The 16,458-nt window shown below is 66.8% G+C and carries 12 protein-coding genes; 8 read left to right on the top strand and 4 right to left on the bottom strand.

What is annotated here, in order from left to right; translation table 11 throughout:
* Positions 1–85: 85 nt before the first annotated feature.
* Positions 86–2,983 (bottom strand): aminomethyl-transferring glycine dehydrogenase, encoded by a 2,898-nt coding sequence (gene gcvP, locus B2747_RS02425; protein WP_343125852.1) that lies wholly within the window; start codon positions 2,981–2,983, stop codon positions 86–88.
* Between the two features lie 166 nt (positions 2,984–3,149).
* Between gcvP and B2747_RS02420 the strand changes: the two genes are divergently transcribed.
* From B2747_RS02420 to B2747_RS02390, 7 genes are read left to right on the top strand one after another with little or no spacing between them, the layout of a single operon-like run.
* Entirely contained in the window at positions 3,150–3,911 is a 762-nt protein-coding gene (locus B2747_RS02420) for a lipoate--protein ligase family protein (RefSeq protein WP_291156426.1), read from the top strand.
* A gap of 47 nt (positions 3,912–3,958) precedes the next feature.
* A complete protein-coding gene (locus tag B2747_RS02415) occupies positions 3,959–5,635 on the top strand; it encodes a peptide ABC transporter substrate-binding protein (protein WP_291156424.1) in 1,677 nt (558 codons plus the stop codon).
* Between the two features lie 2 nt (positions 5,636–5,637).
* A complete protein-coding gene (locus tag B2747_RS02410; protein WP_291156421.1) occupies positions 5,638–6,672 on the top strand; it encodes an ABC transporter permease in 1,035 nt (344 codons plus the stop codon).
* Positions 6,669–7,478, top strand: coding sequence for an ABC transporter permease (locus tag B2747_RS02405; protein ID WP_291156418.1), 810 nt, complete (start codon positions 6,669–6,671; stop codon positions 7,476–7,478). Before B2747_RS02410 ends, B2747_RS02405 begins: the two co-directional genes overlap by 4 nt.
* Positions 7,478–8,569 carry an ABC transporter ATP-binding protein gene (locus B2747_RS02400; protein WP_291156416.1) on the top strand — a complete coding sequence of 364 codons (1,092 nt, stop codon included), beginning with the start codon at positions 7,478–7,480 and terminating at the stop codon, positions 8,567–8,569. The genes B2747_RS02405 and B2747_RS02400 overlap by 1 nt, the downstream gene beginning before the upstream one ends.
* Positions 8,566–9,558, top strand: a complete 993-nt coding sequence (locus tag B2747_RS02395) for an ABC transporter ATP-binding protein (RefSeq protein ID WP_291156414.1) — start codon at positions 8,566–8,568, stop codon at positions 9,556–9,558. The genes B2747_RS02400 and B2747_RS02395 overlap by 4 nt, the downstream gene beginning before the upstream one ends.
* Positions 9,555–11,105: a peptide MFS transporter gene (locus B2747_RS02390; protein WP_291156412.1), complete on the top strand. Its 1,551-nt coding sequence runs from the start codon at positions 9,555–9,557 to the stop codon at positions 11,103–11,105. The genes B2747_RS02395 and B2747_RS02390 overlap by 4 nt, the downstream gene beginning before the upstream one ends.
* A gap of 63 nt (positions 11,106–11,168) precedes the next feature.
* Here the strand turns inward: B2747_RS02390 and B2747_RS02385 are convergent, their stop codons facing one another.
* Together B2747_RS02385 and B2747_RS02380 are read right to left on the bottom strand one after the other, a co-directional pair.
* Positions 11,169–12,917 carry a hypothetical protein gene (locus tag B2747_RS02385; protein ID WP_291156409.1) on the bottom strand — a complete coding sequence of 583 codons (1,749 nt, stop codon included), beginning with the start codon at positions 12,915–12,917 and terminating at the stop codon, positions 11,169–11,171.
* A 74-nt stretch (positions 12,918–12,991) separates the two neighbouring features.
* On the bottom strand, positions 12,992–13,558 hold the full coding sequence (locus B2747_RS02380; protein ID WP_291156407.1) for a hypothetical protein: 567 nt from the start codon (positions 13,556–13,558) through the stop codon (positions 12,992–12,994).
* Positions 13,559–13,693: 135 nt separating this feature from the next.
* Here B2747_RS02380 and B2747_RS02375 point away from each other — a divergent pair, with 135 nt between their 5' ends.
* A complete protein-coding gene (locus B2747_RS02375; protein WP_291156404.1) occupies positions 13,694–16,069 on the top strand; it encodes a glycosyltransferase in 2,376 nt (791 codons plus the stop codon).
* Positions 16,070–16,159: 90 nt separating this feature from the next.
* Here the strand turns inward: B2747_RS02375 and B2747_RS02370 are convergent, their stop codons facing one another.
* A complete protein-coding gene (locus B2747_RS02370; RefSeq protein WP_291156402.1) occupies positions 16,160–16,375 on the bottom strand; it encodes a hypothetical protein in 216 nt (71 codons plus the stop codon).
* Positions 16,376–16,458 lie beyond the last annotated feature (83 nt).

Genomic DNA, 16,458 nt, shown 5'->3' with positions numbered 1-16,458 from the left:
TAGACATTATTCAGGACGCGACAGGGCCCGCCCTCTTTTCCTCAGATCCTCAGATCCTCACACCTTCTGTTCTGAGGTGCCTGGATTACGACGCGTACTCCTCAACCGGCGGACACGCGCACACCAGATTGCGGTCACCGAACGCGCTCTCCACCCGACGCACGGTCGGCCAGAACTTGCGATCCCGCGTCCACGCCGTGGGGTAAGCCGCCTGCTGGCGTGAGTACGGGTGGGTCCACGCGTCCGCTGTGCAATGCGCGGCCGTGTGCGGGGCGTTCTTCAGTACGTTGTCCTCGCGGTCGGCCTCGCCCCGCTCGATGGCGGCGATTTCCTCGCGCATGCCGATCATCGCTTCGATGAATCGGTCCAGCTCGACCTTCGATTCGCTTTCCGTGGGCTCGACCATGAGCGTACCGGCCACCGGGAACGACAGCGTGGGCGCGTGGAAGCCGTAGTCCATGAGCCGCTTGGCCAGATCTTCGGCTTCAATGCCCGCCTGCGTCTTGAACGCGCGCGTATCGAGAATGCACTCGTGCGCTACGAGCCCGTTCTGCCCGCGATACAACACCGGATAGTGTGCTTCGAGTCGCTTCGCGATGTAGTTGGCGTTGAGGATGGCCACCTTGGTGGCGTACGCCAGACCTTCACCGCCCATCATCTTGATGTACACGTACGAGATGGGCAAAATGCTCGCGCTGCCCCAGGGCGCCGCAGACACGGGCCCGATGGCCGTATCCACCTCATGCGAAGCCACCACCGGGTGCGTGGGGAGGAAGGGCACAAGCTGCGGCGCGACACCAATGGGTCCCATGCCCGGACCGCCACCGCCGTGCGGAATGCAGAAGGTCTTGTGCAGGTTGAGGTGGCAGACATCCGCGCCGAGGTCACCGGGACGCGACACGCCAACCATCGCGTTCATGTTGGCGCCGTCCATGTACACCTGACCACCGTGCTGGTGGATGAGCGCCGTGATGTCCTTGATGCTCGCCTCGAACACGCCGTGCGTGCTGGGATAGGTCACCATCAGCGCGCCAAGATTGGCCGAGTGCTGCTCGGCCTTGGCCCGCAGATCGTCCATGTCCACGTTGCCATCGGCGTCCGTCTTGACCACGACCACCTGGAAGCCCGCCATCACGGCAGACGCCGGATTGGTGCCATGCGCTGACTGCGGAATGAGACACACATTGCGATGAGCCTCGCCGCGGGCTTCGTGATAGGCGCGGATGACCAGCAGACCCGCGTACTCACCCTGTGAGCCGGCGTTGGGCTGCAGCGACACGCCCGCAAAGCCCGTCACCTCGGCCAGGTCGCGCTCGAGCTCGCGGAACATGTCGGCGTAGCCCTCGGCCTGCGCGCGCGGCACGAAGGGATGCAGCTGACCAAACTCAGGCCAGGTCACCGGAATCATTTCGGCCGTGGCGTTCAGCTTCATGGTGCACGATCCGAGCGGGATCATGCCATGCACGAGCGAGAAATCCTTGGCCTGCAGCGAGTAGAGATAGCGCAGCATCTCTGTCTCGCTGTGATAGCGATGGAAAGTGGGGTGCGTGAGGAAGGGCGACACGCGACGGAATCGCTCGTCGTAGCGCGCATCCACACCGGCGGCCACGTCGGCGTAGCTGAAATCGGCCGGGGCATTGCCGTTGAACACCTGCCAGAGGTCGAGCACGTCCTGCTCGCTCGTCGTTTCGTCGAGCGCGATCGTGAGCGTGCCCGGCTCGAGCACGCGCAGGTTCATGCGGTGCGCGGCCGCCGCTGCAAGAATGTCTTCCTGACCATGCGCGCCGACTTCCACCCGCACGGTGTCGAAATAGTGCTCATGCGTGATGGAGAAGCCGAGCCGCTCGAGGCCGGCCGCGAGCGTCACGGCGCGTTCGTGCACCCGGGTGGCAATCTGCGTCAGTCCGTCGGGACCGTGATACACCGCGTACATGCCGGCCATGACGGCCAGCAGCACCTGCGCCGTGCACACATTGCTCGTGGCCTTCTCACGACGGATGTGCTGCTCGCGGGTCTGCAGCGCCATGCGCAGTGCCGGCTTGCCTTCCACATCACGCGAGAGGCCGATGATGCGGCCCGGCAGGAGGCGCTTGAACTCATCGCGCGTGGACAGGAAGGCCGCGTGCGGGCCGCCGTAACCCATCGGCACACCGAAGCGCTGCGAACTGCCGACCACGATGTCCGCCCCCCACTCACCCGGCGGCGTCAGCAGACACAGGGCAAGCAAATCACTGGCGACGGTGACCAGCGCGCCCGCCGCATGCGCCGCCTCGCAGAGACCGCGGTAGTCCACCACGGCACCGTCGGTACCGGGGTATTGCAGCAGCACACCAAACACCTGATCGGTGAAGGTCATGCTGCGCGGGTCCACCACCTGCACCGTCACACCGCGTGCCACCGCACGCGCTTCCACCACGGCAATGGTCTGCGGGTGGCAGTCCGCCGCCACGAGAAACACGTTGCGCGTGGCCGAACCACGGGCTCCGAAGGCGAGCGCCATGGCCTCGGCTGCTGCCGTGCCCTCGTCCAGCAGGGACGCATTGGCGATTTCGAGCCCCGTCAGATCGATGATCAGCGTCTGATAGTTGAGCAGCGCTTCGAGGCGACCCTGTGCGATCTCCGCCTGATACGGCGTGTACGCCGTGTACCAGGCCGGATTCTCCATCACATTGCGCAGAATGACATTGGGCGTGTGCGTGCCGTAGTAGCCCATGCCGATGTAGGTGCGCCAGACCTGGTTCTTGCTGGCGATGCGGCGGAGCGAGGCCAGCACATCCGCCTCGGTCTGCTCCGGTCCCGTCGCCAGCGTGGCGCGGAAGCGGATCTGCTCGGGCACCACAGCGTCGATGAAAGCATCCAGCGAATCGTAGCCCAGCGTGGCCAACATGGCCTGCTGTTCGGCGGAGCTCGGACCAACGTGACGGGCAACGAAGGAATCGACCGCAGCAGGTGCGGCCGAACGAGTGGGCGTGGCCATGAACATCCTCAGGGAAGTCGAGGCACCACCGCCAGCGTGCTGACGAAGTGCCGGAGCTGGGAGCACTGCGACGCGAGGCCGCAGCCTCAGTAATTTAACCGCGATGCTTTTCCCCCGAACGGTCCCATCGTGGTTTGTCTGGGAGTGCCCGCCTGACTCTGGCGTCCGGAACATGGCTGCAGACGCGGCCCTGCTGGCGCGCGTGCAACCGGACCGCGCGGTGTGGCGCTGGTACGCCTGGGATCAGCCCACGGTGTCCTTTGGCCGTCACGAGGCGGTACGCGACCGGTTTTCCGCGGCCTCGCTGTCCCGGGCCGGGCTCGAGGCGGTTCGCCGCCCCACCGGCGGCCGGGCCCTGTTGCACGCGGAGACACTGACCTACTCGGTGGTGCTGCCACTGCCCGCTTCGGTGAGCTGGCGTGAGGCCTACACGGCCGTGAACGGCGTGTTGGCAGAGGCCCTGCGCGCGGTTGGACTACCCGTCACCCTGGCGCCGCCGCGAACCGAACGAATCACGGACGGGGCGGTCTGTTTTGATGCCCCTGACGAGGGCGAATTGCTTCTGGGCGGCCGGAAACTCGTTGGCAGTGCCGTCTGGCGGCAGGGCGCGGGGTATTTGCAGCATGGCAGCCTGCTGCTGCGCGACCGCCAGGAGCTGTTGGCCTCGGCCACCGATCTGCCCCTGCCCCCAGCTCCAGCGGCCGCGTCACTGAGTGATGTGCTGCCAGCCAGGGAACTGCCAATCACGATCGACCGGCTCAAGGCAGCCATGGTCGATCGCCTGGCGCGCTGGGTGTTGTGGCCAGGCCATGCCACGGAACGGGACCTTGACCATGCGCAGGTTTCCGTTCTGGAGCCGGACGCCGAGTTGCGCGCCGCGATGGACCGGCAGGCGCTGCACTTTGGGAGTGGGGAGTGGCTCTGGCGCCGTTGAGCGCAGGTCCGCATTGTACGGCGTCAATTCCTCCTGCCCGCTCTGTCATGACGCCTCGTGCTCTGTTGTCACGCGCCACCATCGGCGTGTTGTCCGCACTTCTGCTGGCCTGTGCTGCCCCTGGTGATCAGACCAGTGATTCGGAGACCGGCGGAACCCTTGTAGTCGTGGCACCCGCGGAACCGCGCACGCTGCTGCCGGCCATCGGGGAAGCGTCCCAGGCCGCGCCCATTCTTGCGTCACTCTACGAGCGGCTGGCGGACATCGGTCCGACGCTCGAAACCGCGGGCGACGCGGGCTTCACGCCGCGCCTCGCCACGTCGTGGCAGTGGGGAAGCGACTCGCTCTCGCTGGCTTTCACGCTCGATTCCACCGCGCGCTGGCATGATGGACACCGGGTGTCCGCACACGATGTGCGGTTCACCTTCCGGGTGTACACCAGTGATTCCGTGGCCACCGATCAGGGATCGCTGGTCAGCAACATCGACTCGGTGGCCGTGGTCGATTCGTCCACGGCGGTGTTCTGGTTCAAGCGTCGTTCGCCCCAGCAGTTCTACGACGCGACGTTCCACATGTACATCATGCCGGCGCATCGGCTCGACAGCATTCCGATGGGCCGACTGGCCGAGTCGCCGCTGGCCAGGGAACCGATTGGCACCGGTCGCTTCCGGTTTGCGCGCTGGGATGCGCAGCAGCGCATCGAGATTGTGGCCGACACCACGCACCCCAAGGGAAGGCCGTATCTCGATCGCATAATTTTCAGCATTGCCCCGGATTTTGGTGCGGCCACCATCAAGCTGTTTGCCGGCGAAGCGGACTTGCTCGAGAACATCAATCCCGAGAATCTCGCGCAAGTGGCACGTACGCCGACGCTGCGTGTGGTCGACAATCCGGCCATGCAGTACCGCTTCCTCGGTTTCAACCTGCGAGACCCGCGCAACGCCACGCAGCCGCATCCGGTGTTCGGCGATGTGCGCGTCCGCCGCGCGCTGTCCATGGCTGTTGACCGCGAGCGGGTTGTTCGCAACGCCTACGACTCGCTTGGCCTGGTGGCATTGGCGCCGGCGCCGCGCGCGCTCATTCCCGATACCACGGCCTTCACGGGCCTGCCCTTCGACCGCGCACGGGCCCGAGCCCTGCTTGATTCCGCCGGCTGGACGGACAGTGACAACGATGGCGTCCGTGATCGCAACGGCGTGAAGTTGGCCTTCGACATCATTGCGCCCAATTCCAGCCCCGCCGCACAGCGACTTGCCGTGCTGCTGCAAGCGCAGTTCAAGGAGGTGGGTGCCGCCGTCACGCCGCAGCTGCTCGAGATCAACAGTCTCAGTGAGCGCGTGGATGAGCAGCGATTCGACACGTATACGGGCGGATGGCAATCCAGTCCCGGACTCGTTGGCATGCGGCAGACCTGGACCTCCACGGGCGACGGCAATTCCGTGCGCTACCGCAGCCCCGCTTTTGACGCGGCGGTGGACAGCGCTCTCACCACGTTCGACCGTGCGACCAGTCGTCGCCACTGGGCCCGCGCCTTCCAGCAGATTCTCGACGACGCGCCAGCCATCTGGCTGTCTGAACCGCGCGTTTTCATGGCGCTGCACCGCCGCTTCATCGTGCCGCCTTCTCGACCGGATGGCTGGTATACGAACCTCGCCGAGTGGCGTGTCGATCCCGCGCAGCGCATCGATCGCGACCGCATCGGGCTTGGCGGGGCAGCACGCTGACCGTGGCCCGGCGCACCCTGCTGCGCCTGCTGCCAGGCTTCGCGGCGCGCCTCCTGCAAGGGTTGCTCGTGGTGTTTGCCGCCGCCACGCTGGCCTTCATCTGCATCGAACTCGCTCCCGGTGACCAGGCGACGGCCCTCGGTGAGCAGGTCCCCCTGGCCATTCGCGAGCGGGTGCGCGCACTGCGTGGACTCAATGATCCACTGCCGATGCAATACCTGCGATGGATGCGCGACCTCGTGCGCGGCGACCTGGGCTGGAGCACGGCGCAGCAGCGCCCGGCACTTCCCGTATTGCTCGAGGCCAGTACCAACAGCCTGATCCTCGTGGTGCCGGCTTTTGTCCTGAGCCTCGCGCTGGGCATGCTGCTGGGCGCCTGGCAGGCCGTGTACGCCGGATCGCGCCGCGATCGCTGGAGCGGCCGGCTCACTCTGGCCGTGTATTCGGTGCCGGAATTCTGGTTGGCGTTTCTGCTGATCCTGCTCGGGCATCGCGGCCTGGGCTTGCCGGCGGTCGGCATGATCGACGACATGCACGCATACATGCTGCCGTGGGATCGCGTGGTTGATCGGCTCAGGCACCTCGTGCTGCCCGTTCTGACGATTACCCTCGTGGGTATCGGCATCTTCTCGCGGTATCAGCGCAGCAGTCTGCACGATGTACTGCAACAACCCTTTGTTCGCACCGCGCTCGCGGGAGGCCTGCCGGCACGGCGTGTGTACTGGCTCGCATGGCGCGCCGCCCTGTTGCCGGTGCTTACCGTGGCCGGCCTTGTACTGCCCGCATTTGTGGCCGGTGTGGTCGTCATCGAGCAGGTTTTCCTCTGGCCCGGTCTCGGACACACCATGCTCATGGCGGTCGCGGCACGCGACGCGGATGTCGTGACCGGCTGCGTGATCGTGGGCAGCAGCATCACCGTGCTTGGCGCCATAGGCACCGATGTATTGCGGCGGTTGGTCGACCCACGTCTCGCGGAACAGGAGACACTGTCCAACGGGGCGCCACAGCCTGTCGCGCACTCTCTGGTGCAGCGATGACTCGCAGAGCCGCCCTCATACTGGTGTTGCTGCTGGCCGCCCTGCCACTGGCGGCACCGTGGCTTTCGCCATACGACCCGGAGCGCCAACTCGATATCGTCGCGCTGCGCAGCATGCCGCCATCCGCCGCGCATTGGTTCGGAACCGACAGCTATTCACGCGATGTACTCAGTCGCGTTCTGCACGGCAGTCAGGTGTCCATGAGCATCGCCTTCGCGGCCGTCGCGATTCTGCTTCTGCTTGGCACGGCCTACGGGGCGGCGACGGCCCTCGCGCCACGCCCGCTATCTGCCATCCTGCGCCGCGCCCTCGATCTCTGTCTGTCCATTCCGCGCATTCTGGTACTGCTCGCGCTCTCGGCATTTGTGGGCCCTCTGGCCCTCTGGCAATTGATACTGCTCGTTGGCGTGACCGGATGGTTTGCTGTGGCGCGACAGGTCGCGGAGTCACTCGATGCGCTGCTCACCGAAGACTTCACACTCGCCGCTCGCGCGCTCGGCGTGCGCACGCCGCGCCTGGTGATTCGGCACTTGCTGCCGCATCTGCTGCCGGTGCTGGCCGTGTCCGCCACCTTCGCGGTGGCATCCACCATCGCGCTCGAAACCACACTCAGCTATCTCGGCCTGGGGGTGCAGCCCCCCACCGCCAGCTGGGGCTCCATCATGCGCGACGGGATGTCGGCCATGACCAGTGCCTGGTGGATGACATTCTTCCCCGGACTCGCGACCATTGGTGTCACCATGGCCTGCAACGCCCTTGGTGATGCCTTGCGAGGGCCTCGTCCCTCGGCGCAGCTTGCGTCGTGATGTCCCCCTACGCCTCTCCGCCACTGCTGGACGTGCAGTCGCTATCGGTCGAACTGCCGGTGGCAGGCATGCCGGTGCGCGCGGTCGACGATTTGTCCTTCACGGTGGCGCGTGGCGAGACCGTGTGTCTCGTGGGCGAATCCGGCAGCGGCAAGTCGCTCACGGCCCTGTCGTTGCTGCGTCTCGTGCCATCCCCCGGGCGCATTGGACGCCACAGCCGCATCGTCTTTGATGGCGACGATCTGCTCGGTCTGGCCGCCGAGCCCCTGCGCCGCATCCGCGGACAACGCATCGCGATGGTGTTTCAGGAGCCCATGACGGCGCTCAATCCCGTGCGGCGCGTGGGCAGTCAGATTGCCGAAGTGGTGCGTGCGCACACCAAACGCCGCGCTGCCGAAGCCTGGGATGACGCCGTTCGCATGCTGCAGTCGGTCGGAATCGCCGATGCCGCCACGCGCGCGAAACAGTATCCGCACGAACTTTCCGGCGGTATGCGCCAGCGGGTCATGCTGGCGATGGCGCTCGTGCTGCGCCCCGAGCTGCTCATCGCCGACGAGCCCACCACGGCACTCGATGTCACCATTCAGGCCCAGGTGCTGGACCTGTTGCGTGCGCAGCGTGAAGCCACGCAGATGGCCGTGTTGCTCATCACGCATGATCTGGGTGTGGTGGCCGAGATGGCGTCGCGCGTGCTGGTGATGTACGGCGGGCGCCTGGTGGAAGAAGCGCCCGTGGACGTGCTGTTCTCGCGGCCCGCGCATCCCTACACCCGCGGACTGCTCGCGGCCGTGCCGGGCATTCGGCACGATGCCGACACGGCAGGCGCGGGCGACGCCGTGCCGCATCTCGCCACCATTCCGGGCACTGTGCCCGCCCTCGGTGCTTTTCCCTCGGGCTGTGCCTTCCGAGATCGCTGTCCGGTGGCCGTGGAGGAATGCAGCCGTGAGGTCCCGGCGCTGCATCAGATCGGGCCGGCCCATCGCGCGCGCTGTCACCTGGTGCGCGACCAGCACGGTGCGCCGCACAGTGCACCGCACGGTGTGCCGCGCGGCGCGGGCCCGTCGCACACTCCCGACATGGCCCGCGCATGACGCCGCTGCTCTCGGTGCGAAATCTCACGAAGCATTTCCCGATGCGGCGCGGCCTGCTGCAACGGGCGGTGGGACAGGTGCGCGCCGTCGATGGTGTGTCGTTCGACATTGCGCGTGGCGAAACACTGGCGCTCGTTGGTGAAAGTGGCAGCGGCAAGACCACCACCGGTCGCGCCATTCTGCGGCTGGTGGAACCGACGTCGGGCAGTGTGCACGTCAACGGTATCGACTTCGGCGCACTCCGCGGCGAAGAGCTGCGCCGCATGCGCCGGCACCTGCAAATCATCTTTCAGGATCCCTACGGCTCGCTTAACCCGCGCCTCACCGTGGGGGAATCCATCCGCGAAGGCCTCGTCGTGCACGCGCTGGCCAAGGGCAGCGCAGCAGACGCGCGCGTAGCGGCCGTCTTGCAGGAAGTCGGCTTGCAACCCGACATGGCCACGCGCTACCCGCACGAGTTCTCCGGCGGCCAGCGTCAGCGCATCGGCATTGCCAGGGCGCTCGCGGTCGAGCCGGACTTCATCGTCTGTGATGAACCGGTATCGGCACTCGACGTGAGCGTGCAGGCACAGATCATCAATCTGCTGCGCGACCTGCAACGCGCGCACGGGCTGGCCTACCTGTTCATCGCGCACGATTTGGCGGTGGTATCCCACATGGCCGACCGGGTGGCCGTCATGTATCTGGGCCGGGTGGTCGAACTGGCCCCACGGCGTCCCCTGTTCGCGACGCCGCTGCATCCCTACACAGGCGCACTGCTTTCTGCGGTGCCGGTCCCGGTTCCCGGAGCGGTGCGCAGCCGTATACTTCTTGCGGGCGAACCACCGTCGCCGGCCAATCCGCCGTCGGGCTGTGTGTTTCACCCTCGCTGTTCCCACCCGCGCAAGAACGCGATCTGCACACAGGTCGCTCCGCCGCTCGAGGAAAAAGCCCCCGGGCACCTCGTGGCCTGTCACCACGCTTCCCTTCCTCCCAACCCTGCCTCGTGAGCTCCATCGCCCCGACCCAGGACCGATCGTTCTTCGGTCACCCCAAGGGCCTCGGTCTGCTTTTTGCCACCGAGATGTGGGAACGCTTTTCGTTCTACGGACTGCGCCCGCTGCTCATTCTCTTCATGGCCGCCGCCCTCAACGACGGCGGCTTCGGATTTGAGCGCCCGCAGGCTTCGGCCATCGTCGGCATCTACGCCGCCAGCGTGTATCTGGCGTCACTGCCGGGCGGATGGATTGCCGATCGCTGGCTGGGCCTGCGCCGAGCCATCCTGACCGGCGCCGTGCTCATCACCGGCGGCCATCTCGCCATCGGCGTTTCGGGCTTTGCCGGTGAGGGCGTGGGCAAGCCGTTCTTCTTTCTTGGCCTCATTCTCATTGTGCTGGGCACGGGTCTGCTCAAGCCCAACATCTCGGCCATCGTCGGTGACTTGTATCCGGAAGGCGGCGCACGGCGGGACGCCGGGTTCGCGATTTTCTACATGGGCATCAACACCGGTGCCTTCATCGGTCAGTTGGTCACCGGATATCTCGGCGAGCGCGTAAGCTGGCACTGGGGATTCGGGGCGGCCGGTGTGGGCATGGCCTTCGGTCTGCTCAGCTTCTGGCTTGGTGCGCGCCGCTTGCTCGGCACCATTGGCGAAGACATTGTGCGCGACCCGAACGCCACGGTGCAGGCTGCGCGCGAGCGCACCGTGCGCAACAGCACGTTCGCCGGACTTGCCGTGTTGGCAGTCGTGTTCCTGCTTGCCTCAACGGGCACCATCACGCTCGACCCACAGGTCATCGGCGGCGCCATGACCTTTGTGCTCGTGGGCCTCGCGGTGGCCTACTTCACCTACCTGTTTGTCTTTGGTGGCCTGACCCGCGAGGAGAAGAAGCGCAGCGCCGTCATCTTCGTGCTCTTCGTCTTTGCCGCCATCTTCTGGGCGGCGTTCGAACAGGCGCCCACTTCGCTCAACCTGTTCGCGAACGACTTCACCAATCGCAACGTGTTCGGCTTCGACGTGCCGGCCACGTGGTTTCAGTCGGTGAACTCGGCGTTCATCATCGTGCTGTCTCCGCTGATGGCCGTCCTGTGGGGCGCGCTGGCGGCGCGGCGCATCGACCTGTCGAGTCCCGCCAAGTTCGCGATTGGTCTGGGCATGGCCGGCGTGGGCTTCCTGCTCATGGTCTTTGCAGCGAACGCCGTGGTGGCCAGCGGCGGCACCGTACTCGTCTCACCCTGGTGGCTCATTGCCAGCTACTTCTTCCAGACGGTCGGCGAATTGTTTGTGAGCCCCGTGGGTCTCTCGTCCATGACGAAACTGTCGCCGCGGCGCTACGTGGGGCAGATGATGGGCATCTGGTTCCTCGCCACGTCAGTAGGCAACCTGGTGGCAGGCCTTGTTGGTGGTCATGTCGATCCCACCAAGCTCGAACAGACGCCGACGGTGTTCAGTGGGACCGCCATCGCACTCTTTGGGTCCATGGTCATTCTGTTGCTGATGATCGTCCCCATTCGGCGCATGATGGCGGGTGTGAAGGACGAAGGGGCCGCCGCCTGAAGTGGACCGGTGACCACGGTGCAGAATCGCTGCGCCGTGGTCACACCAGCCCCCCCATGCGCGTCAGGGCCAGGTGAACAGCGACGTGGGTGCCGTGCGCTCGCGACTGGCCGCCACATCGCGCGGATCACGCCAGAAATTGCGGCTGCGATCCACGCCGGTGAAGCGCACCTCGAAGCGACGGAACGGGTCGTTGCTCACCGGTACGGCGAAATCCAAACGCCACATGCGACGCGATCTCGGTGGCACCGCTGCCAGCAGGGACACACCGAATGCTCCACGCCACGGCGCGTCCACCGAATACGGCACCGTGCTTTCACGCCACAAGCGACCGGCTTCCACAAAGCCGGCAAAGCCCACGTCGGCCACGTTGAAGCGCGTCGGCACCACCAAGCGCTGCTCGGCGCGCAACACCGTGCGTCGCGCACCCGCCGACCACGAGCGTCGATGCCCCATGATGCCGCCTTCCGGGTCGGCCAGCGACAACTGAAACGGCACCTGCATGCGACGCCCCGTCGCCCATTCCGCCTGCAACACCGTGGTCTGACGCACCGCTGGGCGGAAATACCAGGCCGCGCGCCCACTGCCAATCACATTCTCCCATCGATTGCGATCCAGGCTGTAGCGCGCCTCCGTGATGCCCTGCACGCCCACATACCAGCGCTCACCGGCGGCGCCCGCATAAATGTTGGACGCGACAAAACGATCGCGGTCTCGTGCCGGCCCCACCACGATGGACTGGCCCAACACGAAACCGGCCTGCACACCCACCCGCACGTCCTGGGTCCCGGTGAGGGCATCGAACCCCTGCACCGGTTTGAAGCGAATGGCGCGCATGCCCAGCAGCAGGTTGGCGCGTAGCACATTCTGCGAGGCAAACCCCGGTGGCGCGGCATCGGGAAAGCTGTCGGGCAACGCGCCTTCGGGAGTCAGCAGCACGGCCTGTGGATCCGTACTCTCCGATTCTCGGGTAACCGACGCCCCGATGAGCTTGAGACGGCCCACCGGCCCCACACGCACCAAACCGCCGATATTGCTGTACGCGCGTCGCACCGTGACGGCATTGGCGGGCAGGGTTTCGCGCTGAAGGGTGAACGGCTCGCGTGTGCCACCCACCGTTCCCACCCACGCAAAGCGCTGCAGGTCGGTGTAGTAGGGCCGCACCACTTCGAGATTCATGCGTTGACCGAACAGGTCACGTCGTCCTTCGAGACGCAGTTCGTTGCGCCCGCCCGCAAACTGGTAGTCGGTGTAGCGAACACCGAGCACGTCGTTGTACGCCAGGCCATCGCGCCATTCGACCGCGGCCATGGTGGCGCTGCCGCCGAGGTTCATTTCTCCGATTCGCAGCCCGCGAAAGAGTGGCGACGCCGTGCGCACACGCGGCGCGAACACCAGACTGAAGTCGTCGCGCGTTTCGACCTCGAGTCGCACGCCACCCTGTTCGTCGTCGTACACGCGAATGCGCGCGTCCACCAGATACGGCTGCGCGCGGAGAATACGCTCCGATTCCGCGCGCTTGATCTGATTGCAGGGCTCACCGGGCTTGAGCAGCAGAAAACGACGGACCACGTCGTCCTGCGTGTTGACGTGCATGCGCCTTACTTTACGACGCACCCACTCGAGGTCCTGCGGCAGCCGCTCGTTGAACGGGGGCTGCGTGATGATGACGATGTCACTGATGGTCTGGCCGGCACAGCCGGCCACGGGCAGCCGCCCCTGACTCGACACAGGGGGCTGACGTCGTCCATCAGTCCCGCTATTGCGTTGGTTCTGTCCCTGTCCGGCCTGCGCATGCAGGGCGCGGTGCATCGGACACAACGGCAACGACACGGCCAGTACAGCACGCACCATGTGGGCACGCGCCGTCCGCCGACCCTTCTCCATCATCGGCCCAGTTTGCGCTTGAGGTCCGCGAGTCGCGCTTCGGCATCGGCTTCGCGCTCGGCCCGCGAGCGACGAGACGGCGGTGGGGTGGAGTCCAGATCCAGCAACGCATCGGGGTCGTCGCTGAGCGCCGCCTCGACCTCACGCTGCGCCTCCTGCTCCGGCGTGGACGCGCTGGGCGCCATGCCCGACATCACACGACGCAGTTCCTGCGTCATGTCCTCGTAGTCGCGCTCTGCCAGGTGCAGCTCCTGCTGCTGCGCCATGCGCTTGGTCTCCAGCATGGCCACCCGTTCGGCGTGCTGCGCCGCGAAGCGCTCGGCAATGGCCACCGTCTCGTTGTCGCCAATCTCGGCGGCGTAGCCCTGGCGTCGGCGCACGGTGTCCAGTTCGGCCTGTTCCGCCTTGAGACGGGCCTCGGTGCCGGCGAGGCCGGCGCGCAGGTACTGCAGCGCCATCTTCGCGTGCACCAGCGCGTCCCGCATGCCGGTGGCCATGCGGCGTCGCTCATCGGGGTCGAGGCGGGCGCCGAAGGTGCGAAGCGTGTCGCGGAGATCGTCGAACATCGGTCGAACAAAAGGGGAAAGCTGGACAGGGGCAAGGGGGGGCGAGAACGGGCCCTTCCCTGTTATTATCGGTCCTTACCCCGCTGCCGCCGGTGTCGACTCCCAGCGGCCCCGTTTGCCCCCTCACCGGTTCCTGTGCTTTACCTCGCCATCCCTGCGTACAACGAGGTCGCAACCATCGGCGTCCTGCTGTGGCGACTCCGCACTGTGCTTGCGGAGTTTCCGCGCGAGTACGAGGTGGTCGTCTACGACGATGCGAGCACGGACGAGACGGCCGAGGTGGCGGCGCAGTACGAACAGGCCATGCCGGTCACGGTCGTGCGAGGGACGCGGCACCTGGGCTACGCGGGCGCAGTGGAAGCCTTGCTGCGTGACGTCGCCGGCCGCACGCGCTATCCGCGTCGCGACGCGGTGCTGCTGCTTCAGGGTGACTTCACCGACCCGCCTGGCATCGTACCCGAGTTTGCCCGTCGCTTCGACGGCGGCGCGGACCTCGTCGTTGGCGAACGGCTGGTTGTGGCCGATGCCCCAACGGCAGTCAAGCGGCTGTTCAAGGGTGCCCACTGGGCCATGCGTCCGTTCGTGCGCGTGGACGGCGTGCGTGACCTGACGGCCTCCATGCGCCTCATGCGCATTTCGGTGCTGCGTGACGCGCTGCGCGCCGGTTCCGACAATGGCGCCTCGTGGTTGGCCGGCGACAGTTGGACTGCCAACACCGACCTCCTGCTCCACCTCGTGCCGCATGCCCGGCGTGTGGAAGCCGTGCCGCTGGAGCCCACCTACGGCGTGCGCATGCGCGAAACGCGCCGCGTAGCCATGCGTGACGCGCTCGCCGTCCTCAAGTGGGCGTGGAGCGCGCGTGGCCGTCGGGCCGTTGCCGGCTCTGCACCGGACGCCGGCGCTGACCCGGATCGGCGCAGCCGTGGGCAAACGCGCCGCCGCGAAGAGGGGGCGCCGCTTTCGGTGGAGCGTCTCCGTGAGAAGGTCCGCGAGCGCGAGGGTAGCTCCGGTCTCGAATCGTCGAGCAGTGACGATCGGCGCGACAAGCGCCGTGGGCGCGACCGCGATCGCGACCGCGACAAATCCCGCGAACGGGCGCCAGAGCGCGGTAGTGAACGCGCGGGTCCCGATCGCACCCGGTCCGCCGTGGAGGTGGATGCGGAGCTGCACGATCCGGCCGCAGGTCCGCAGGCCGCGCGTCCGGCACGCGCAGAACGAACGGAACGACTGGAGCGCAGCGAGCGGGCCGATCGCCCGCGGCAGGATCGCGCCACGCAGGAAAGGCCCGCGCAAGAGAAGCCCGCGCAGGAGCGCACTCGAAAGCCGCGGGAGGGCCGGGATGCCCGCCCGGGCCGGGATCTGCGGGACCCCACAGGCGATACGCCGGACAATCCATCTCCGACTGTCTCAGCCGATCGGTTGGATTTCGACGACCCCTTCGCGCCGCGCGGGCCGCGCGCTGATCGCCTGCAGCGGGTGCTTGGTGAGCCGGCGAGCGGACCGGCCGTCCCGGCTGATGAAGCCCTCGCCGCCCCAGACACAGCCGCAACGGGACCGGCCGATCAGTTGGTGCCGGTATGGCGTCCTCCAGCCGAAGCTCAACTGTCGAACGAGTCGCGAAGTGCCCGGGGCGGGCGTCGCAAGGACGGATCGGACGAGAGCGACCATTCGCGTGGCGAGTTGGACGATCCGGCAGCCACTCGGCAGCGTCGTCCACGTGACCTGTCGCATGTCCCTTCGCGTGACGCTGCTCGAGAGCGGTCCCCGGAGTCGGCTGTCGACACGCCCCGGGACGCGGCTGAACTTGATCCGCGTGCACGCGAGGTGAATGAGACGGACGTGCGCGACGTCGAGACGCCCGTCGCGCCGGTTGAGCGCGCCCGCCCGCTGCAGCGCACCGATGCGCATGAGGTCGAGGAGGGCGAGGCTGAGGGGCCGTTGCGCGACGCCCATCTCGACGACGAAACCGCGATTCGCGTGACCGGTGAGTTTGCCTATGGCATGGCCACCGATGCCGGCGAAGAAGTCGGGGAGGCCGAGGACGCAGGCGACGGACCTGAAGGGCCGCGCAAGCGTCGGCGCAATCGCCGCTCACGGCGAGGTCGTCGCCGCAAGCGCGACGGCACGCTGGCCGAGTCGGGAGATGGCGGCGACGAGGGTGACGACGAGGGCGATTCCGTGGACGCCGCGTCCGGGGCCCTGGGCGACGATCCGCATTGGCGTGGTACGCCGGTCGACCACATCGATGGCGAGCCGGTGCGCTTTGCCGGGGCCGGTACTGACGACGGCGACGACGATGACGCCGGCGGCGAAGACGAGGACGGCGCGTTTGAGGATGGGCCGCACGGTGAGAGCATGTCCGACGGGGCTCCGCGTCCCCGTCGCCGTGGACGCCGCGGTCGTCGTGGCGGCGCGCGGCGCTCACGCGGCCGGCGCGAAAAGCGGGACGGTGACAGCCCGGGCGCCGAGCCCGGTGGCAGTGCCGGTCCATCGTCGGACGGCAGCGACTGAGGGCCGGACGCCAAACCGGCCTAGGCAAAAAAACCAACGGCCGACTGCACAAACGCAGTCGGCCGTTGCCGTTTTCCGCGACCGGACGGGTCAGTCGCGAATGGCGCGCTCGATCCGCTCGGCCGTCGCCGGGCTGAACACCCGGATAATGAAATAGACCACCAAGCCAATGAGCAGGACCTTTACGGCCAGCCCAACGAGCCAGAAGAGCAGGGAAACCAGTGGGCCGAGCAACCCGAAAACCAGTCGCAGCGCGACCAGGCCGCCGAGGGCCAACAGACCGATAGTAAAGAGAGTGCGAAGCATGTGCGCCTCAGCGCGATAGGGTGTTGCTGTCCCTACGATTACGGGCGGCGCCAGGTTTCGCTGAGACGAACTACCGCCTATTT

Origin of the sequence: Gemmatimonas sp. UBA7669 (assembly GCF_002483225.1) — a bacterium.
Classification (GTDB): Bacteria; Gemmatimonadota; Gemmatimonadetes; order Gemmatimonadales; family Gemmatimonadaceae; genus Gemmatimonas.
Note: the sequence above shows the minus strand (reverse complement) of the source record. Positions and strands in the feature narration are given on the sequence as shown.